This is a genomic window from Thioalkalivibrio sulfidiphilus HL-EbGr7, from assembly GCF_000021985.1.
GTDB lineage: Bacteria > Pseudomonadota > Gammaproteobacteria > Ectothiorhodospirales > Ectothiorhodospiraceae > Thioalkalivibrio_A > Thioalkalivibrio_A sulfidiphilus.
Window position 1 is genome coordinate 2,452,845 of the sequence record NC_011901.1, and the last position, 17,298, is coordinate 2,470,142.

Consider the following 17,298-nt stretch of genomic DNA (forward strand, 5'->3'; position numbering starts at 1 on the left):
CGCCGGCCCGCGTACTGCATCTACAGTTAGTCCTGTTCCAGCTCGATGTTGATGGCCAGCGAACGGATTTCCTTCATCAGCACGTTGAAGGACTCCGGAATGTTCGCCTCCATCCGGTGGTCGCCGTCGACGATGTTCTTGTACATCTTGTTGCGGCCCTGAACGTCGTCGGACTTCACCGTGAGCATCTCCTGCAGGGTGTAGGCGGCGCCATAGGCCTCCAGCGCCCAGACCTCCATCTCGCCGAAGCGCTGACCACCGAACTGCGCCTTACCACCCAGCGGCTGCTGGGTCACCAGGCTGTACGGACCGGTGGAACGGGCATGCATCTTGTCATCCACCAGGTGGTTGAGCTTGAGCATGTGCATGTAACCCACGGTCACGGGACGGTCGAAGGACTCGCCGGTACGACCGTCGAACAGGGTGGTCTGACCGCTCTCGGGCAGATCGGCCAGCTTCAGCATGGCCTTGATCTCTTCTTCCTCGGCACCGTCGAACACCGGGGTCGCCATGGGCACGCCCTTCTTCAGGTTGGCGCACAGCTTGAGGATCTCCTCGTCGCTGAAATCGGACAGATCCACCTTCTTGGCACTGTGGTTGTAGATCTTGTCGAGGAACTTGCGCAGTTCGTCGATCTTGGCCTTGGCCTCGACCATGCGGCCGATCTTCTGGCCCAGACCCTTGGCGGCCCAGCCCAGATGGGTCTCGAGCACCTGACCCACGTTCATACGGGAAGGCACGCCGAGCGGGTTGAGCACGATGTCCACGGGGGTGCCGTCTTCCAGATACGGCATGTCTTCCACGGGCACGATCATGGAGACCACACCCTTGTTACCGTGGCGGCCGGCCATCTTGTCGCCGGGCTGCATGCGGCGCTTCACGGCCAGGTAGACCTTGACCATCTTCAGCACGCCGGGGGCGAGATCGTCACCCTGAGTGAGCTTTTCCTTCTGCTCCTTGAAGCGGGTCTCGAAGGCCTCGTGCTGCTCCTTCAGGGATGCAGCCATCTTCTCCAGCTGCTCGTTGACCTCTTCGGTGCGCATGCGCACCTCGAACCACTTCTCGCGGGGCACCTCGGTAAGGTAGGTCTTGGTGACCTTGGTGCCGTCCTTGAGCTTGTTGGGGCCACCGGCGGCCAGCTTGCCCACCAGCAGCTTCTCGACGCGGTCGTAGATGTCGTCCTCGTAGATGCGCAGCTGGTCCTTGAGATCCTTGCGCACGGCGGCCAGCGCCGCCTCCTCGATCTGCAGGGCACGCTTGTCCTTGTCGACGCCGTCGCGGGTGAACACGCGCACGTCGATCACAGTGCCTTCCATGCCGGAGGGCACGCGCAGGGAGGTGTCCTTCACGTCGGAGGCCTTCTCACCGAAGATGGCGCGCAGCAGCTTCTCTTCCGGGGTCAGCTGGGTCTCGCCCTTGGGCGTGACCTTGCCCACCAGGATGTCGTTGGGCTTGACCTCGGCGCCCACGTACACGATGCCGGACTCATCCAGCTTGGAGAGCAGGCTCTCGGACACGTTCGGGATGTCCGCGCTGATCTCCTCCGGCCCGAGCTTGGTGTCGCGGGCCACGCAGGTCAGCTCCTCGATGTGGATGGAGGTGAAACGATCCTCCTGCACCACGCGTTCGGAGATGAGGATGGAGTCCTCGAAGTTGTAGCCGTTCCAGGGCATGAAGGCGACCATCATGTTCTGCCCCAGGGCCATCTCGCCCAGATCCGTGGAGGAACCGTCGGCCAGCACGTCGCCCCGGGCCAGCACGTCCCCCACGTTCACCAGCGGACGCTGGTTGATGCAGGTGTTCTGGTTGGAGCGGGTGTACTTGGTCAGGTTGTAGATGTCCACGCCCGGCTCGCCAGCCTCGGTCTCATCGTCATTGACGCGCACCACGATGCGGGCGGCGTCCACGGAGTCCACCACGCCGCCACGGCGGGCGACGATGGAGGAACCGGAGTCGATGGCCACGGTGCGCTCGATGCCGGTCCCCACCACGGCGGTCTCGGCACGCAGGCAGGGCACGGCCTGGCGCTGCATGTTGGAGCCCATCAGCGCGCGGTTGGCGTCGTCGTGCTCCAGGAACGGGATCAGCGCGGCGGCCACGGACACGATCTGCTTGGGCGAGATGTCCATGAACTCGATCTTGTCCGGGGTGGACATGGTGAATTCATTGGCGTGGCGGCAGGACACCAGTTCGTCCACCAGGTTGCCCTTGGCATCCAGACTGGCGTTGGCCTGGGCGATCACGTACTGGCCTTCCTCGATGGCGGACAGGTACACGATCTCGTTGGTCACCTTGCCGTTTTCCACCTTGCGGTAGGGGGTCTCCAGGAAACCGTAATCGTTGGTACGTGCATACACGGCGAGGGAGTTGATCAGACCGATGTTCGGACCTTCAGGGGTCTCGATCGGGCACACGCGGCCGTAATGGGTCGGGTGCACGTCGCGCACCTCGAAGCCGGCACGCTCGCGGGTCAGGCCGCCGGGGCCCAGGGCCGAGATGCGGCGCTTGTGGGTCACCTCGGAGAGCGGGTTGTTCTGGTCCATGAACTGGGACAGCTGGCTGGAGCCGAAGAACTCCTTCACCGCCGCCGCCACGGGCTTGGCGTTGATCAGTTCCTGGGGCATGAGGCCTTCGCTCTCGGCGACGCTCAGGCGCTCCTTCACGGCGCGCTCGACGCGCACCAGGCCGACACGGAAGACGTTCTCCGCCATCTCGCCCACGGAACGCACGCGGCGGTTGCCCAGGTGGTCGATGTCATCCACCTGGCCGTTGCCGTTGCGGATGTCGATCAGGGTCTTGAGCACCGCCAGGATGTCGTCCTTGTCCAGCACGCCGGGACCGGTGATCTCCTCGCGGCCCACGCGACGGTTGAACTTCATGCGGCCCACGGCGGAGAGGTCGTAGCGCTCCTCGGTGAAGAACAGGTTGTTGAACAGGTTCTCCGCGGCCTCCTTGGTGGGGGGCTCGCCGGGACGCATCATGCGGTAGATCTCCACCTGCGCCTCCAGCTGGGAGCGGCAGGTGTCGATGTTCAGGGTGGTGGAGATATACGGACCGTGGTCCAGGTCGTTGGTGTACAGGGTCTTGAACGACTTGATGCCGGCGGCGCGCAGCTTCTTCAGCAGCTCATCGGTGATCTCGTCGTTGGCGTTGGCCACCAGCTCGCCGCTGTCCTCGTCGATGACCGCGTGGGCCAGCACCTTGCCCACCAGGTACTCGGCGGGCACTTCCAGGGACTTGATCCCGGCGGCCTCCAGCTCGCGCACGTGACGGGCGGTGATGCGACGCCCGCTTTCCACCAGCACCTTGTTCTTCACCTTGAAGTCGAAGGCTGCCACTTCACCGCGCAGACGCTCGGGGATCAGCTCCATGTCGAAACCGTCCTTGGTGATGCTGACGGTGTTGGTCTCGAAGAAGGTGGCGAGGATCTCCTCGGTCTCCATGCCCAGGGCGCGCAGCAGCACCGTGGCCGGCAGCTTGCGGCGGCGGTCGATGCGCACGAACACGCTGTCCTTGGGATCGAACTCGAAGTCCAGCCAGGAACCGCGGTAGGGGATCACGCGGGCATTGAACAGCAGCTTGCCCGAGCTGTGTGTCTTGCCCTTGTCGTGGTCGAAGAACACGCCCGGCGAACGGTGCAGCTGGGAGACGATCACCCGCTCGGTACCGTTGATCACGAAGGTGCCGTTCTCGGTCATGAGCGGCAGTTCGCCCATGTAGACTTCCTGCTCCTTGATGTCCTTGACCACGCGGGAGCCCGCAGGGGCGTCCTTGTCATAGATCACCAGGCGCAGCAGCACGCGCAGGGGAGCGGCATAGGTCATGCCGCGCAGCTGGCACTCCTTGACGTCGAACACCGGCTTGCCGAGGCGGTAGCTCACGTATTCGAGTTCAACGGTGCCCGAGTAACTCACAATGGGGAACACCGTCTTGAACGCCGCGTGCAGGCCCACGTCCTGTCGATTATCCTCGCTGCGGTCGGCCTGCAGAAACTGGCGGTATGAATCCAGCTGCGTGGTCAACAGGTAGGGGACATCGAGGATCTGGGGGCGTTTGCCGAAATCCTTGCGGATGCGTTTCTTTTCGGTGTAGCTGTAGGCCATTGTGATTCCTCACACTAGAATCCGGTGACCAGCCACTCGTCGGAACGAGCGCCGGTGCAAGCAGGAAGAGGCCGGCGGTGTGGACACCGCCAGCCTCCAAACGTCACGCGAAACTGTCGCGAAACAATTACTAACCAATCTATTACTTGAGTTCGACGCTGGCCCCGGCTTCCTCCAGCTCCTTCTTGATCTTCTCGGCTTCGTCCTTGTTGGCGCCTTCCTTCACGGTGGAGGGAGCACCTTCGACCATGTCCTTGGCCTCCTTCAGACCCAGACCGGTGATGGCGCGGATCACCTTGATCACGCCCACCTTGTTGGCGCCGAAGCTGGTCATCACCACGTCGAACTCGTCCTTGACCTCGGCAGCGGCCTCACCACCGGCAGCGGCCACGGGGGCAGCGGCGACGGCAGCAGCGGCGGACACGCCGAACTTCTCTTCCATGGCGGAGATCAGGTCGACGATCTCCAGCACGGTCATGTTGGAAATGGTTTCCAGAATGTCTTCTTTCGAAACAGCCATGATGTTCTCCTAAACGGTGTTACCCGATTCAATAAACTACGGTAGCGATCAGGCGCTAGCCTGTTTCTGGTCGCGAATGGCGGCGACGGTGCGAACCAGCTTGCCCGGGACCTCGTTGAGGGTGCGCGCGAACTTGTCGAGCGGCGCCTTCATCACGGCCATCAGCAAGCTGATCGCCTGGTCGCGGGTGGGCATGCTGGCCAGCCGCTCAAGCTCACCGGGGCCGAGCAGCTGTCCACCCACGGACACCAGCTTGACCTCGAGCTTTTTGTGCTCCTTGGCGAAATCCTTGACCAGACGGGCGGCGGCACCGGGATCATCCTGCGAGAAGGCCAGGACCAGGGGTCCCACGAGGCCTTCCTGCATGCAGGCGAAATCGGTACCTTCAACCGCGCGACGGGCCAGAGAGTTCTTGACCACCCGCAGATAGACGTTGGACTGACGTGCCTTGGCACGCAGCTCGGTCATCTCTGTGACGGTCAGACCGCGGTATTCTGCTGCCACCGCGGAATGAGCACTCGCAGCCACCGCAGCCACTTCGGAGACAATTGCTTTCTTGTCTTCGAGATTCAGTGGCACGATACCTACCTCCTGTTTGACGACGGGGTTTTCACACCACCGTCGCTGAGTCATACAACCGGACCGGAATCGGTCCGATCACCTTTACGGCGCCCCTCAGCAGGAAGTCCTGAATCGGGTGACACCGTCTGCGCAGGCTGACAGTGCGATTAAGCCTCGGGCCACCTGCTCCCTCGGCACCTGCGGTCTTGGACGGATACCGGGCCGGGGCGAGCCCCGGCACCGGCAGTCCTACCCAAATTTTCGCGGGCCCCTGGTGGCGCCCGCGCACATCAGGATCAGGCAGACAGGCTGGCCTGATCCACGGCGATGCCCGGCCCCATGGTGGTGGAGACGGTCACCTTCTTCATGTAAACACCCTTGGCGGCGGAAGGCTTGGCCTTCTGCAGGTCAGCCAGCAGGGCATTGAGGTTTTCCTTCAGCGCGTCGGGCTCGAAACCCACCTTGCCGATGGAGCAATGAATGATGCCGGCCTTGTCGGTGCGGTAGCGCACCTGACCGCCCTTGGCATTCTTCACCGCGGTGGCCACATCGGTGGTCACGGTGCCAACCTTGGGGTTAGGCATCAGGCCGCGGGGACCAAGGATCTGGCCCAGCTGGCCCACCACGCGCATGGCGTCGGGGGTCGCGATGACAACGTCGAAGTCCATGTTGCCTTTCTTCACCTCGGCGGCCAGATCGTCCATGCCGACGATATCGGCACCGGCGGCCTTGGCGGCCTCGGCGTTGGCGCCCTGGGTGAACACGGCCACACGCACGGTCTTGCCGGTGCCGTTGGGCAGCACGGTGGAACCGCGCACCACCTGGTCGGACTTACGGGGATCGACGCCCAGGTTCACGCTCACGTCCACGGACTCCGCGAACTTCACCGAGGAGATCTCCTTCAGCAGCGCGAAGGCCTCGTTGGCGGGGTACAGCTTGCCGGCTTCGATCTTCTCGCGGATCGCCCGCATACGCTTGGTCAACTTTGCCATCTCAGACACCCTCCACTTCAAGGCCCATGCTGCGGGCGCTGCCGGCGATGGAACGCACCGCTGCGTCCAGGTCAGCCGCGGTCAGGTCGGGCATCTTGGTCTTGGCGATCTCTTCCAGCTGCGCACGGGTCACCTTGCCCACCTTGTTGGTGTTGGGGGTCGCGGAGCCGGAAGTGATGCCGGCGGCCTTCTTCAGCAGAATGGAGGCCGGCGGGGTCTTGGTGATGAAGGTGAAGCTGCGATCGGAGTAGACAGTGATCACCACGGGGATCGGCAGACCCGGCTCCAGACCCTGGGTCTGGGCGTTGAAGGCCTTGCAGAACTCCATGATGTTCACGCCGCGCTGACCCAGCGCCGGACCGACCGGCGGGCTGGGATTGGCCTGACCGGCCTTCACCTGCAGCTTGATATAAGCGTCGATTTTCTTAGCCATTACTTACTCCTAAGCGGGTACAAGCGCCGCGAGGCTCCCCGGTAATTCAGTGGCTAGTGGCAAGTGGCTAGTGGCAAGGAAAATCCTTGAGACTAGCCACTAGCCACTTGCCACTGCTCTTAAGCCTTCTCCACCTGGTGGAACTCGAGCTCCACCGGCGTGGATCGGCCGAAAATCTGTACCGCCACCAGCAGGCGGTTCTTGTCGTAGTTGACTTCCTCAACCACGCCATTGAAATCGTTGAACGGGCCATCGATGACCCGGACCACCTCGCCCGCCTCGAACAGCACCTTCGGACGGGGCTTCTCGGCGCCTTCCTGCATGCGCTGCAGGATGTTCTGGGCTTCCTTGTCGCTGATGGGCGTGGGCTTGTCGGCGGAGGCGCCGATGAAGCCGAGCACCTTGGGCACGTCCTTCACCAGGTGCCAGGTGTCGTCGTCCAGTTCCATCTGCACCAGCACATAGCCGGGGAAGAACTTGCGCTCACTCTTGCGCTTCTGGCCGTCGCGCATCTCCACGACTTCCTCGGTGGGCACCAGGATCTCGCCGAACTTGTCCTGCATGCCATAACGCTCAATGCGCTCCTCAAGGGAACGCTTGACATGATTCTCGAAGCCCGAGTAGGCGTGCACGACATACCAACGCAAAGCCATGTGTATTCCTTACCCTCCGGTACCGATGAACATGCGCACACCCCAGGCCAGGAGCATATCCAGCAGCCAGAGGAAGATGCCCACCAGGATCACCACCACGATCACGATCAACGTGGTCTGGGTGGCCTCGGCACGGGTAGGCCACACCATCTTGCGCACCTCGGTGCGCGACTCCTTGAGGAAGCCCGCCAGGGACTGCCCCAGGGCCGTGGTGAACACGATCCCGATCGCCACCAGGGCCACCGCCAGCAGGCCGAGCACGCGGAACAGCAGCGACTCGTCGGCGTACCAGTAGAACCCGAGCACGCCCACCACCAGCAGACCAACGGCCACTGCCAGCTTGATGGTATCGAACCCGGAACCCTGCGTTTCTTCCGCCTTAGCCATGGATCGTGAAAGGACCTGTTTCGTTGAGCGCACTGCCCGATGAAGTGGCAGGCCAGGAGGGACTCGAACCCCCAACCTGCGGTTTTGGAGACCGCTGCTCTGCCAATTGAGCTACTGGCCTAGAAATGCGCTAGAGACAAGTGAACAGATACAAGAGACAAGAGGTGACGTGTCGCCCATCGTGGCCCGCCACCCCACCTCTTGCATCTTGTATCTTGCCTCTTGTCTCTAGCTCTTTACTACTCAATGATCTTCGATACGACGCCGGCGCCCACGGTGCGGCCGCCTTCGCGGATGGCGAAGCGCAGACCGTCTTCCATGGCGATCGGGTTGATCAGCGACACCGTGATCTTCACGTTGTCACCAGGCATCACCATCTCCACACCCTCCGGCAGGTCGCAGGATCCGGTCACGTCGGTGGTCCGGAAGTAGAACTGCGGACGGTAGCCGTTGAAGAACGGGGTGTGACGACCACCCTCTTCCTTCGACAGCACGTACACCTCAGCCTCGAACTTGGTGTGCGGGGTGATCGAACCGGGCTTGCACAGCACCTGGCCACGCTCCACGTCGTCACGCTTGGTGCCGCGCAGCAGCACGCCCACGTTGTCGCCCGCCTGACCCTGGTCCAGCAGCTTGCGGAACATCTCCACGCCGGTCACGGTGGTCTTGACGGTGTCGCGGATACCCACGATCTCGATTTCGTCACCCACCTTCACAATGCCGCGCTCGATTCGGCCGGTCACCACGGTGCCGCGACCAGAGATGGAGAACACGTCTTCCACCGGCATCAGGAACGCACCGTCGATGGCACGCTCGGGCTCAGGAATGTAGGTGTCCAGCGCCTCGATCAGCTTGTCGATGGCCGGCACGCCGATCTCGGACTCGTCGCCTTCCAGCGCCTTCAGCGCGGAACCCACGATGATCGGGGTGTCGTCGCCAGGGAAGTCGTAGGAGGACAGCAGGTCACGGACCTCCATCTCCACCAACTCCAACAGCTCGGGGTCGTCCACCATGTCGGCCTTGTTCAGGAACACGACGATGTAGGGCACGCCCACCTGACGGGCCAGCAGGATGTGCTCGCGGGTCTGGGGCATCGGGCCGTCAGCGGCCGAGCACACCAGGATCGCGCCATCCATCTGGGCAGCACCGGTGATCATGTTCTTCACGTAGTCGGCGTGGCCGGGGCAGTCCACGTGTGCGTAGTGGCGGTTGGCGGACTCGTACTCCACGTGCGCGGTGGCGATCGTGATGCCGCGGGCGCGCTCTTCAGGGGCGTTGTCAATCTGGTCGTAGGCACGGGCCTCACCACCAAACTTCTTCGCCTGACACACCGTCAGCGCCGCCGTCAGCGTCGTCTTGCCATGGTCCACGTGACCAATGGTGCCCACGTTTACATGCGGCTTCTTACGCTCAAATTTTTCCTTGGACATGGTCTAACACCCCAGTTGACGTTCTTTAAGAAGATTGTGGCCAGTACCCGAGACTACTCAAACATGGAGCCCATAACCGGATTTGAACCGGTGACCTCTTCCTTACCAAGGAAGTGCTCTACCGACTGAGCTATATGGGCCGAACTCTCTACAACACTTTAATGGACCGCATTGCGGCCATCAGTTCAGTGGAGCGGGTGATGGGAATCGAACCCACACCATCAGCTTGGAAGGCTGAGGTTCTACCATTGAACTACACCCGCGTCTTGCACGACCCGCCGGACCGGCGGCGCCCGGCGCGGGATTCATGCGCCACGGGCTGCCGCGCTTAGTCGCGGCGTTCGGCATCGCTCCCGGCGATGCCGTCGAACCCTGTTTCGGCTCGAATCCTTCCCCCAGGGGAAGATGGCTCCCGGATGGCCCTGCTGTCGCGGCCCGTCCGGAGGCCCTGAATACATTGGTGGAGGGGGAAGGATTCGAACCTTCGAAGGCAGTGCCAACAGATTTACAGTCTGTCCCCTTTGACCGCTCGGGAACCCCTCCAAAACGAAAGCCGCTAATTGTGGGCCAGGGACCCCGGCCTGTCAACCGCAAATCCACCCCAGGGCGTCGCTCCCGGGCGGCCCTGCGACGCCCCCTGCAGCCATTTAATGAAGCGGACACGGGCATCTGCTAGGATGCGCGCCATCTGAAGAGCGCGAATCATACGGCAACCGGAACACGGATGCCCGGATTTTTGACACCCAGGAGACATACCCCCCATGAAAGTCACCATCTACGGTTCCGGTTACGTGGGACTGGTCACTGGCGCCTGCCTGGCCCAGGTCGGTAACCATGTCATGTGTGTGGATATCGATCCCGCCAAGATCGAGGGCCTCAAGCAGGGCCAGATCCCCATCTACGAGCCGGGCCTGGAGGACATGGTCCTGGACAACATCCGTGCCGGGCGCCTGACCTTCACCCTGGACCCCGCCGAGGGCGTCCGTCACGGCCTGTTCCAGTTCATCGCCGTGGGCACCCCCCCGGACGAGGACGGCTCCGCCGACCTCTCCCACGTGCTCACCGTGGCCCGCAGCATCGCCGAGAACCTCTCCGAGTACCGCATCGTGGTGAACAAGTCCACGGTCCCGGTGGGCACCGCCGACCGGGTGCGCGAGACCATCCAGAAGGTCCTGGCGGAGCGCGGCAACGGGGGCGAATTCGACGTGGTCTCCAACCCGGAATTCCTCAAGGAAGGCGCCGCCATCGAGGACTTCATGAAGCCCGACCGGGTGGTGGTGGGTACCGACAACCCCCGCACCGCCGAGCTGATGCGGGCCCTGTACGCCCCCTTCAACCGCAGCCATGACCGGGTCATCGTCATGGATGTGCGTTCCGCAGAGCTGACCAAGTACGCCGCCAACGCCATGCTGGCCACCAAGATCAGCTTCATGAACGAGCTGGCCAACCTGGCCGAGAAGCTCGGTGCCGACATCGAGCAGGTGCGCCAGGGCATCGGCTCCGACCCCCGCATCGGCTACCACTTCATCTATCCCGGTTGCGGCTACGGCGGCTCCTGTTTCCCCAAGGACGTCAAGGCCCTGGAGCGCACCGCCCGCCAGGTGGGCTACCAGGCCAGCCTGCTGGAGGCCGTGGAGGCGGTCAACGACCGCCAGAAGGAGCGCCTGTTCCAGAAGATCACCCGCCACTTCGGCGAGGACCTCTCCGGCCGCACCTTCGCCCTCTGGGGCCTGGCCTTCAAGCCCAACACCGACGACATGCGCGAGGCCTCCAGCCGGGTGCTCATGGAGGCCCTCTGGGCCGCCGGCGCCAAGGTGCGGGCCTTCGACCCGGTGGCCGAGGAGGAATGCGAGCGGATCTACGGCAAGCGCGACGACCTCACCCTGTGCGAGAGCCCTGAACAGGCCCTGGAGGGCGCCGATGCCCTGGCCATCGTCACCGAGTGGAACGTGTTCCGCAGCCCCGACTTCGACCAGATCCGCCAGGCCCTCAAGCAGCCCGCGATCTTCGACGGCCGCAACCTCTACGATCCAGAGCACATGGCCTCCATGGGCTTCGACTACTACGCCATCGGCCGCGGCAAGACGGCGTAAATTCAAGGGCCTGTACTCTCGCGGAGGCGCGGAGACGCTGGGAAGATCAAAAACTGGTTTTTCGCAAAGACGCGAAGAAAAAAATCGAACAGTTTCAAAAGCTCTTCTTGGCGTCTTCGCGAGAGATATGGTTTTTTGTCTTTCTCAGCGCCTCCGCGCCTCCGCGAGAGAACAAGCCTTTAAGGTTTTATCATTCAGGGAGTCAGCACCATGTCAGACAAAGGGATCCTGGTCACCGGCGGCGCCGGTTATATTGGCAGCCACGTGGCGCTCATGCTGGCGGAGGCCGGCGAGCGGGTGGTGGTGCTGGACAACCTCTCCACCGGCTTTCGGGAGGCGGTGCTGCATGGCACCTTCGTGCAGGGTGACGTAGCCGACCGGGACCTGGTGGCCGAGACCCTGAAGACCCACGACATCGACACGGTGATGCACTTCGCGGCCCACACCATCGTGCCGGAGTCGGTCTCCGACCCGCTCAAGTACTACCGCAACAACACCTGCGCCACCCGCAACCTGCTGGAATCCTGCCGGGACGCCGGGGTGAAGCACTTCGTATTCTCCTCCACGGCGGCCGTCTACGGCATCCCCGAAGGCGGGCTCGCCCGGGAAGACACCCCCACCGCCCCCATCAACCCCTACGGCACCTCCAAGCTCATGAGCGAATGGATGCTGCGGGACCTGTCCGCCGCCTCGAACCTGCGCCACGTGGCCCTGCGCTACTTCAACGTGGCCGGCTCCGATCCGGCCGGGCGCATCGGCCAGTCCACGAAGAACGCCACCCTGCTCACCAAGGTGGCCTGCGAGGCGGCGCTCGGCAAGCGCAAGGAACTGATCATCTTCGGCACCGACTACCCCACCCCCGACGGCACCGGCGTGCGTGACTACATCCACGTCACCGACCTGGCCAGCGCCCACGTCCGCGCCCTGGATTACCTCAGAGACGGCGGCGAGTCCTGTACGCTGAACGTGGGCTACGGCCACGGCTACAGCGTGCGCGAGGTGATCGAGGCCGTGGAACGCGCCCACGGCGCCCCCCTGCCCGTGCGCGAGGCCGAACGCCGTGCCGGCGACCCGCCCCAGCTGATCGCCGTCACCGACGCCATCCGCCAGACCCTGGACTGGAGCCCCGAACTGGATGACCTGGACCGCATCGTGGAGACCGCCCTGGCCTGGGAGCGTAAGCTGGTAGTCCAGTAGTGTCCGGTTCACCGACCAGGGCCTATCATGATCTTGTGGCGAACCTTATCACCAGTTCTTGCGCAAGGACCCCGTGAGCAATGATACGAACACTTCTTGTCACCGGCGGCGCCGGCTTCATCGGCTCGGCAGTCATCCGCCACCTCATCAGGCATACCGACTACCATGTCGTGAATCTGGACCGGCTCACCTATGCCGGGAATCTAGAATCCCTGGCCGAAGTTGCCGGCGATGAGCGCTACAAATTCGAACAGCTGGACATCCGGGACCGGAGCGGGTTGGATCGGGTATTTCGCAAATACCAGCCCAGTGGTGTCATGCATCTCGCAGCGGAATCCCACGTGGACCGTTCCATCGAGGGTCCTGCCGAGTTCATCGACACCAACATCGTGGGCACCTACACACTTCTGGAAGCCGCCCGCGCCTACTGGAACGCACTAGCCGGCGAGTCGAAATCAACTTTCCGCTTCCATCACGTATCCACCGATGAGGTCTATGGCAGCCTGGGCCAAACAGGCCTTTTCACCGAGGACACGCCCTACCAGCCCAACTCGCCCTATTCAGCCAGCAAGGCAGCTTCAGACCATCTCGTACGTGCATGGCACCACACTTACGGCCTTCCCGTGGTGACCAGCAACTGCTCCAACAACTACGGACCCTACCAGTTTCCGGAAAAGCTCATCCCCCACATGATTCTTAACGCCCTGGAGGGTAAGGCCCTGCCCATCTATGGTGACGGCAGCAACATCCGGGACTGGCTGTATGTGGATGATCATGTGCGCGCCCTGGTGCGTATCCTGGAGCAGGGCCGGACGGGGGAGACCTATAACGTGGGCGGTCACAATGAACGCACGAACCTTGAGGTGGTCACCACCCTGTGCGATCTGCTGGACGACCTGCTGCCCGACTCCCCCCACCGCCCCACAAGAATCTGATGACCTTCGTCAAGGACCGACCCGGTCATGACCAGCGCTATGCCATAGACGCAGGCAAGATCGAGAAGGAGCTTGGCTGGGTGCCGGACGAAACCTTTGAGACCGGCCTGCGCAGTACCGTACAGTGGTATCTTCAAAACCGGGACTGGTGGCAGCACGTACTCGACGGCAGCTACCGGTTGCAGCGAATCGGACTCGAGGAACCACAAACATGAAAGGGATCATCCTGGCCGGAGGCTCGGGCACACGACTGTACCCGGTGACACAGGCAGTCTCCAAGCAGCTGTTGCCCATCTATGACAAACCCATGGTGTATTACCCACTCAGCACGCTCATGCTGGCGGGCATTCGGGATATCCTGCTGATTTCAACACCCCAGGACACGCCCCGTTTCGAACAGTTGCTTGGTGACGGCAGCCAGTGGGGGATATCCATTCAGTATGCCGTGCAACCGCAGCCCCAGGGTATTGCCCAGGCGTTCCTGATCGGCCGTGAATTCATCGGAACCGACGCCTGCACATTGATTCTGGGAGATAACATCTTCTACGGCCACGACCTTCAGCGACTGCTCAGGGAAGCCAGCGCCAGGACAGAAGGCGCCACCGTTTACGCCTACCCCGTCAAGGATCCGGAGCGCTATGGCGTAGTGGAGTTCGACACGGAAGGTCGAGCCATCGGGCTTGAAGAGAAACCGGCCAGACCACGTTCCAGGTACGCCGTAACGGGACTGTACTGTTACGACAACCGGGTGGTCGAGGCGGCATCCGGACTCAAGCCGTCGGGCCGCGGGGAACTGGAGATCACGGACATCAATCTCTGGTATCTGGCACAGCACGCCCTGCACGTACAGGTCATGGGACGCGGCATGGCCTGGCTTGATACGGGAACCCACGAATCCCTGCTGGAGGCCTCCACCTACATCGAAACCATCGAGAAACGCCAGGGCCTCAAGGTGGCCTGCCCCGAAGAAATCGCCTACCGAAAGGGCTACATCGATGCGGAACAGGTGCGCAGACTGGCCGAACCGCTGGGCAAAAATGGCTACGGCCAGTATCTGTTGCAAATACTCGAGGACAGGGTGTTCATGTAACCCCCACCGACCTATGAACGTCATAGAGACAACACTACCGGGCGTCCTGTTGATCGAGCCCCGGGTATTCGGGGACGAACGCGGTTTTTTCATGGAAACCTATCAGGCATCCCGTTACGCCGAAGCCGGTATAGCGGGTCCCTTTGTCCAGGACAATCTGTCACTGTCCAGACACGGCATTCTCAGAGGCCTTCACCTGCAACATCCGGGTGCTCAGGGGAAACTCGTTTCAGTCCTGAAGGGCGAAGTGTTCGACGTGGCCGTCGACGTACGTACAGATTCACCCACGTTCGGGCAATGGGTGGGGGAATACCTCTCCGAAACAAACAAACGCCAGCTCTGGGTGCCCGAGGGTTTCGCCCACGGATTCTGCGTCACCAGTGATGAGGCCCTGTTCGCCTACAAATGCACCCGCCTCTATTCGCCACAGACCGAGATCAGCATCCGCTGGGACGATCCGGCCATCGGCATTCAATGGCCTGTTGATGCACCGGCTCTGTCCCAGAAGGACCAGGCAGGCCTGTTTCTGGCCGACATAGCCCCGGACCAGCTTCCTGCCTATATGTCAGAGACCACATCATGAGTGGAGAGACTTTTTCGCGCGCCCTGGAAGGCACAAGAGTCCTCCTCTCCGGTGCAGCAGGCCAGGTGGGCGTGGCGCTGCGGGACCTCATGCCCGAAGGCGTTGAACTCCTGGCCCTGGAGCGAAGCACGCTGGATATCAGTGATGCTGACAGAGTGACAGAAACCGTGGCTCACTTCAGACCTCACTGGGTCATCAATGCCGCCGCCTACACCGCCGTAGACAAGGCTGAACATGAACCGGATCTTGCCTTTGCGATCAACCGCGACGGTGCGGCCAACCTCGCCCGTGCTGCCCAATCGGTGCGGGCTCGGATGGTGCACATCTCCACCGACTATGTATTCGATGGACGGAAATCATGCCCGTACACCCCCGACGACCTTCCGAACCCCATCAATGTCTATGGCGAGAGCAAACTGGCAGGAGAAATCGCCACCCGGGATATCCTCGGCGATAACCTCCTGATCCTGCGCACCGCCTGGGTCTACGCTCCCCATGGACGGAATTTCCTCACCACCATGCTGCGGCTGCTGCAGGAACGGGATGAACTCAGGGTGGTGGAAGATCAGGTTGGAACACCGACACATGCAGCCAGCCTGGCCGAGGTGATATTACGATCGATCTCGCAAGATCTGACCGGCACATACCACTGGACGGATGCCGGTGTTGCAAGCTGGTACGACTTCGCCATCGCCATTCAGGAGATGGCCATCTCCACCGGACTGGATGTCGCGACCTGTCGTGTTTCTCCCATACCGACCCGGGACTACCCCACACCTGCCAGCAGGCCCGCCTACACCGTGCTGGACAAGTCAGCTATCCGTGAGCGGCTTGGCCATCACGGCACTCATTGGCGCGCTCGAATGGAACATTCCAGGCCGCCCCTGTCCTGAATCAAGCGGCCGCGGCCACGGACTCATTCAACGCATGGAACCCGACGCTCTGGCGCAATATCCGGTTAACGCCGCCACCGCAACCCATCCAGCATCCACCACAAGGCCAGATAGACCCCGGCCGCCGAGACCACTCCCAGGATCGGCGCCGCCGTGTCAGGCCGCAGCCCCAGCAGAAACAGCTTGCTCATTTCCAGCGCGCTGGCCAGACAAAAGGCAAACAACGCAGCCCATGCCCCCCGGTGCGCCACGGCACCAGCCGGCCGGCGCAGATCCCAGAGCCACAGTCCGAGCCCCAGGAAGGCATAGACACCCAGGTTCATGAACACACTGCGGATGGCCTGCCCCTCGGCGATGAAGTAGTGGTAGTAAAGGGGCAGCCAGCGCAAGGACTGCAACTGCGCCATGGCAGCCTCAAGCGTCGCCCAGCCATCACTCCCCGCGAGCACCACCAGCGACGCCACCAGCAGGTACACCGGCAGCATCGCCAGCAGCAGACTGCGCAGGTTGGCAGACAGCCACTGCCACGGCAGCCTCTCCCGCCAAGCCCACAGCATCGCCCCCAGCACCGCACCCAGCCCGTGCAGCAGTACCGAGGCCCCCTCGGAAACCCCCGATACCGTGACCAGCAGTCCCAGTTCCACGAGCAGGCCCAGCAAGACCCCCAGGGCCCCCGCCCACAGCAGGGACCAGTAACCGGGCACATCCATCCTCCAGGCCACCCAGAGCCCGAGCGGCAGCATCAGCAGCACCTCGAGCACATGCAGGGTCACGCATCGCACGCCCCACCAGCAGCCCTGCTCGGCCACGAACAGCCCCCACTGGCCGGAGGCCAGCTTGGTGGACCACTCCCTCGCCGAGATCACCAGATCCAGGGGCAGCAGACTCACAAACACGTAGGCGGCCACATACACCAGCAGCCAGGCACCCGGACCATGCTGACGCTGGATCAGGCCTCTGGCAGCCTGGCGCACAACCGGCACGCGCGACACCAGCCAGGCCAGCACCCCGATGACGCCGCCGGTGGCATTGGCACTGATATCCGTCAGGGAGGGGCCACGATTGGGGATCCAGAACTGCAGGAACTCCACGCTGGCGGTCACCAGCAGGCAGAAGCCCGCCACCAGCACGGCGCCGCCCCCCTGCAGCCAGGGACTGCGCACGCGATGCAGCCACCAGCCCGCCCACAGGAATCCCAGGGGCACGAACATCAGCACGTTGGAGACCCACTGCTGGCGCGCCCGGGGACCGCTGCCGTCGAAGCGGATGTTCTGATACCGCGCCCAGGCCTCAGCAAGACTCATGTCGCCGAAGGTAAAGGGCAGTAGGGTCAGGTACAGCACGACCCCCAGCCAGGCCAGGGCCGCATATCGCCAGATACGTGTGGGGATGAGGTTCAAGGGCCTGTGATGCCGTGGTCTGGGGCCG

Annotated in this window: 14 protein-coding genes, 4 tRNA genes and 1 pseudogene; 6 read left to right on the forward strand and 13 right to left on the reverse strand. The window is 62.8% G+C overall.

Translation table 11 applies throughout. From position 1 onward, the window contains the following. Positions 1-26 precede the first annotated feature (26 nt). The 12 genes from rpoB to TGR7_RS11725 all read right to left on the reverse strand — a co-directional run bounded on the left by rpoB (position 27) and on the right by TGR7_RS11725 (position 9,622). Positions 27-4,103, reverse strand: coding sequence for a DNA-directed RNA polymerase subunit beta (gene rpoB, locus TGR7_RS11670; RefSeq protein ID WP_012638887.1), 4,077 nt, complete (start codon positions 4,101-4,103; stop codon positions 27-29). Positions 4,104-4,245: 142 nt separating this feature from the next. After that, the gene (rplL, locus tag TGR7_RS11675; protein WP_012638888.1) at positions 4,246-4,623 is read right to left on the reverse strand and encodes a 50S ribosomal protein L7/L12; all 378 of its coding nucleotides are present in this window, start codon (positions 4,621-4,623) and stop codon (positions 4,246-4,248) included. 48 nt (positions 4,624-4,671) lie between these two features. Next, a complete protein-coding gene (gene rplJ, locus TGR7_RS11680; RefSeq protein ID WP_049764733.1) occupies positions 4,672-5,196 on the reverse strand; it encodes a 50S ribosomal protein L10 in 525 nt (174 codons plus the stop codon). A 284-nt stretch (positions 5,197-5,480) separates the two neighbouring features. Next, a complete protein-coding gene (rplA, locus tag TGR7_RS11685) occupies positions 5,481-6,176 on the reverse strand; it encodes a 50S ribosomal protein L1 (RefSeq protein WP_012638890.1) in 696 nt (231 codons plus the stop codon). Position 6,177: 1 nt separating this feature from the next. Continuing rightward, positions 6,178-6,609: a 50S ribosomal protein L11 gene (gene rplK, locus TGR7_RS11690; RefSeq protein WP_012638891.1), complete on the reverse strand. Its 432-nt coding sequence runs from the start codon at positions 6,607-6,609 to the stop codon at positions 6,178-6,180. A gap of 119 nt (positions 6,610-6,728) precedes the next feature. Further along, a complete protein-coding gene (nusG, locus tag TGR7_RS11695) occupies positions 6,729-7,262 on the reverse strand; it encodes a transcription termination/antitermination protein NusG (protein WP_012638892.1) in 534 nt (177 codons plus the stop codon). Positions 7,263-7,271: 9 nt separating this feature from the next. Then, positions 7,272-7,649, reverse strand: a complete 378-nt coding sequence (secE, locus tag TGR7_RS11700; protein ID WP_012638893.1) for a preprotein translocase subunit SecE — start codon at positions 7,647-7,649, stop codon at positions 7,272-7,274. A 45-nt stretch (positions 7,650-7,694) separates the two neighbouring features. After that, positions 7,695-7,770, reverse strand: a tRNA-Trp gene (locus TGR7_RS11705). A gap of 118 nt (positions 7,771-7,888) precedes the next feature. After that, positions 7,889-9,079 carry an elongation factor Tu gene (gene tuf, locus TGR7_RS11710; protein WP_012638882.1) on the reverse strand — a complete coding sequence of 397 codons (1,191 nt, stop codon included), beginning with the start codon at positions 9,077-9,079 and terminating at the stop codon, positions 7,889-7,891. Positions 9,080-9,143: 64 nt separating this feature from the next. Continuing rightward, a tRNA-Thr gene (locus TGR7_RS11715) sits at positions 9,144-9,219 on the reverse strand. A 49-nt stretch (positions 9,220-9,268) separates the two neighbouring features. Further along, positions 9,269-9,342 (reverse strand) — tRNA-Gly (locus tag TGR7_RS11720). A gap of 195 nt (positions 9,343-9,537) precedes the next feature. Then, positions 9,538-9,622, reverse strand: a tRNA-Tyr gene (locus tag TGR7_RS11725). A 218-nt stretch (positions 9,623-9,840) separates the two neighbouring features. Between TGR7_RS11725 and TGR7_RS11730 the strand changes: the two genes are divergently transcribed. The 6 genes and pseudogenes from TGR7_RS11730 (at position 9,841) to rfbD (ending at position 15,870) form a co-directional block, all read left to right on the forward strand. Continuing rightward, complete coding sequence (locus TGR7_RS11730) at positions 9,841-11,172, forward strand: UDP-glucose dehydrogenase family protein (protein ID WP_012638894.1); 1,332 nt, start codon at positions 9,841-9,843, stop codon at positions 11,170-11,172. A 210-nt stretch (positions 11,173-11,382) separates the two neighbouring features. Continuing rightward, positions 11,383-12,369 (forward strand): UDP-glucose 4-epimerase GalE, encoded by a 987-nt coding sequence (gene galE / locus TGR7_RS11735; protein ID WP_012638895.1) that lies wholly within the window; start codon positions 11,383-11,385, stop codon positions 12,367-12,369. Positions 12,370-12,449: 80 nt separating this feature from the next. Continuing rightward, positions 12,450-13,519: pseudogene (gene rfbB, locus TGR7_RS11740) on the forward strand (dTDP-glucose 4,6-dehydratase). Then, positions 13,516-14,394 (forward strand): glucose-1-phosphate thymidylyltransferase RfbA, encoded by an 879-nt coding sequence (rfbA, locus tag TGR7_RS11745; RefSeq protein ID WP_012638896.1) that lies wholly within the window; start codon positions 13,516-13,518, stop codon positions 14,392-14,394. Before rfbB ends, rfbA begins: the two are co-directional and overlap by 4 nt. Before the next feature lie 13 nt (positions 14,395-14,407). Continuing rightward, complete coding sequence (gene rfbC, locus TGR7_RS11750; RefSeq protein WP_012638897.1) at positions 14,408-14,977, forward strand: dTDP-4-dehydrorhamnose 3,5-epimerase; 570 nt, start codon at positions 14,408-14,410, stop codon at positions 14,975-14,977. After that, complete coding sequence (rfbD, locus tag TGR7_RS11755; protein ID WP_012638898.1) at positions 14,974-15,870, forward strand: dTDP-4-dehydrorhamnose reductase; 897 nt, start codon at positions 14,974-14,976, stop codon at positions 15,868-15,870. Before rfbC ends, rfbD begins: the two co-directional genes overlap by 4 nt. Before the next feature lie 65 nt (positions 15,871-15,935). Here the strand turns inward: rfbD and TGR7_RS11760 are convergent, their stop codons facing one another. Next, positions 15,936-17,270, reverse strand: a complete 1,335-nt coding sequence (locus TGR7_RS11760; protein ID WP_012638899.1) for a VanZ family protein — start codon at positions 17,268-17,270, stop codon at positions 15,936-15,938. Between the last annotated feature and the right edge of the window lie 28 nt (positions 17,271-17,298).

Bases quoted from the DNA above. Each gene is read 5' to 3' on its own strand.
- rpoB (WP_012638887.1), bottom strand. From the start codon at position 4,103: ATGGCCTACAGCTACACCGAAAAGAAACGCATCCGCAAGGATTTCGGC.
- rplL (WP_012638888.1), bottom strand. From the start codon at position 4,623: ATGGCTGTTTCGAAAGAAGACATTCTGGAAACCATTTCCAACATGACC.
- rplA (WP_012638890.1), bottom strand. From the start codon at position 6,176: ATGGCAAAGTTGACCAAGCGTATGCGGGCGATCCGCGAGAAGATCGAA.
- rplK (WP_012638891.1), bottom strand. From the start codon at position 6,609: ATGGCTAAGAAAATCGACGCTTATATCAAGCTGCAGGTGAAGGCCGGT.
- nusG (WP_012638892.1), bottom strand. From the start codon at position 7,262: ATGGCTTTGCGTTGGTATGTCGTGCACGCCTACTCGGGCTTCGAGAAT.
- secE (WP_012638893.1), bottom strand. From the start codon at position 7,649: ATGGCTAAGGCGGAAGAAACGCAGGGTTCCGGGTTCGATACCATCAAG.
- tuf (WP_012638882.1), bottom strand. From the start codon at position 9,079: ATGTCCAAGGAAAAATTTGAGCGTAAGAAGCCGCATGTAAACGTGGGC.
- TGR7_RS11730 (WP_012638894.1), top strand. From the start codon at position 9,841: ATGAAAGTCACCATCTACGGTTCCGGTTACGTGGGACTGGTCACTGGC.
- galE (WP_012638895.1), top strand. From the start codon at position 11,383: ATGTCAGACAAAGGGATCCTGGTCACCGGCGGCGCCGGTTATATTGGC.
- rfbA (WP_012638896.1), top strand. From the start codon at position 13,516: ATGAAAGGGATCATCCTGGCCGGAGGCTCGGGCACACGACTGTACCCG.
- rfbC (WP_012638897.1), top strand. From the start codon at position 14,408: ATGAACGTCATAGAGACAACACTACCGGGCGTCCTGTTGATCGAGCCC.
- rfbD (WP_012638898.1), top strand. From the start codon at position 14,974: ATGAGTGGAGAGACTTTTTCGCGCGCCCTGGAAGGCACAAGAGTCCTC.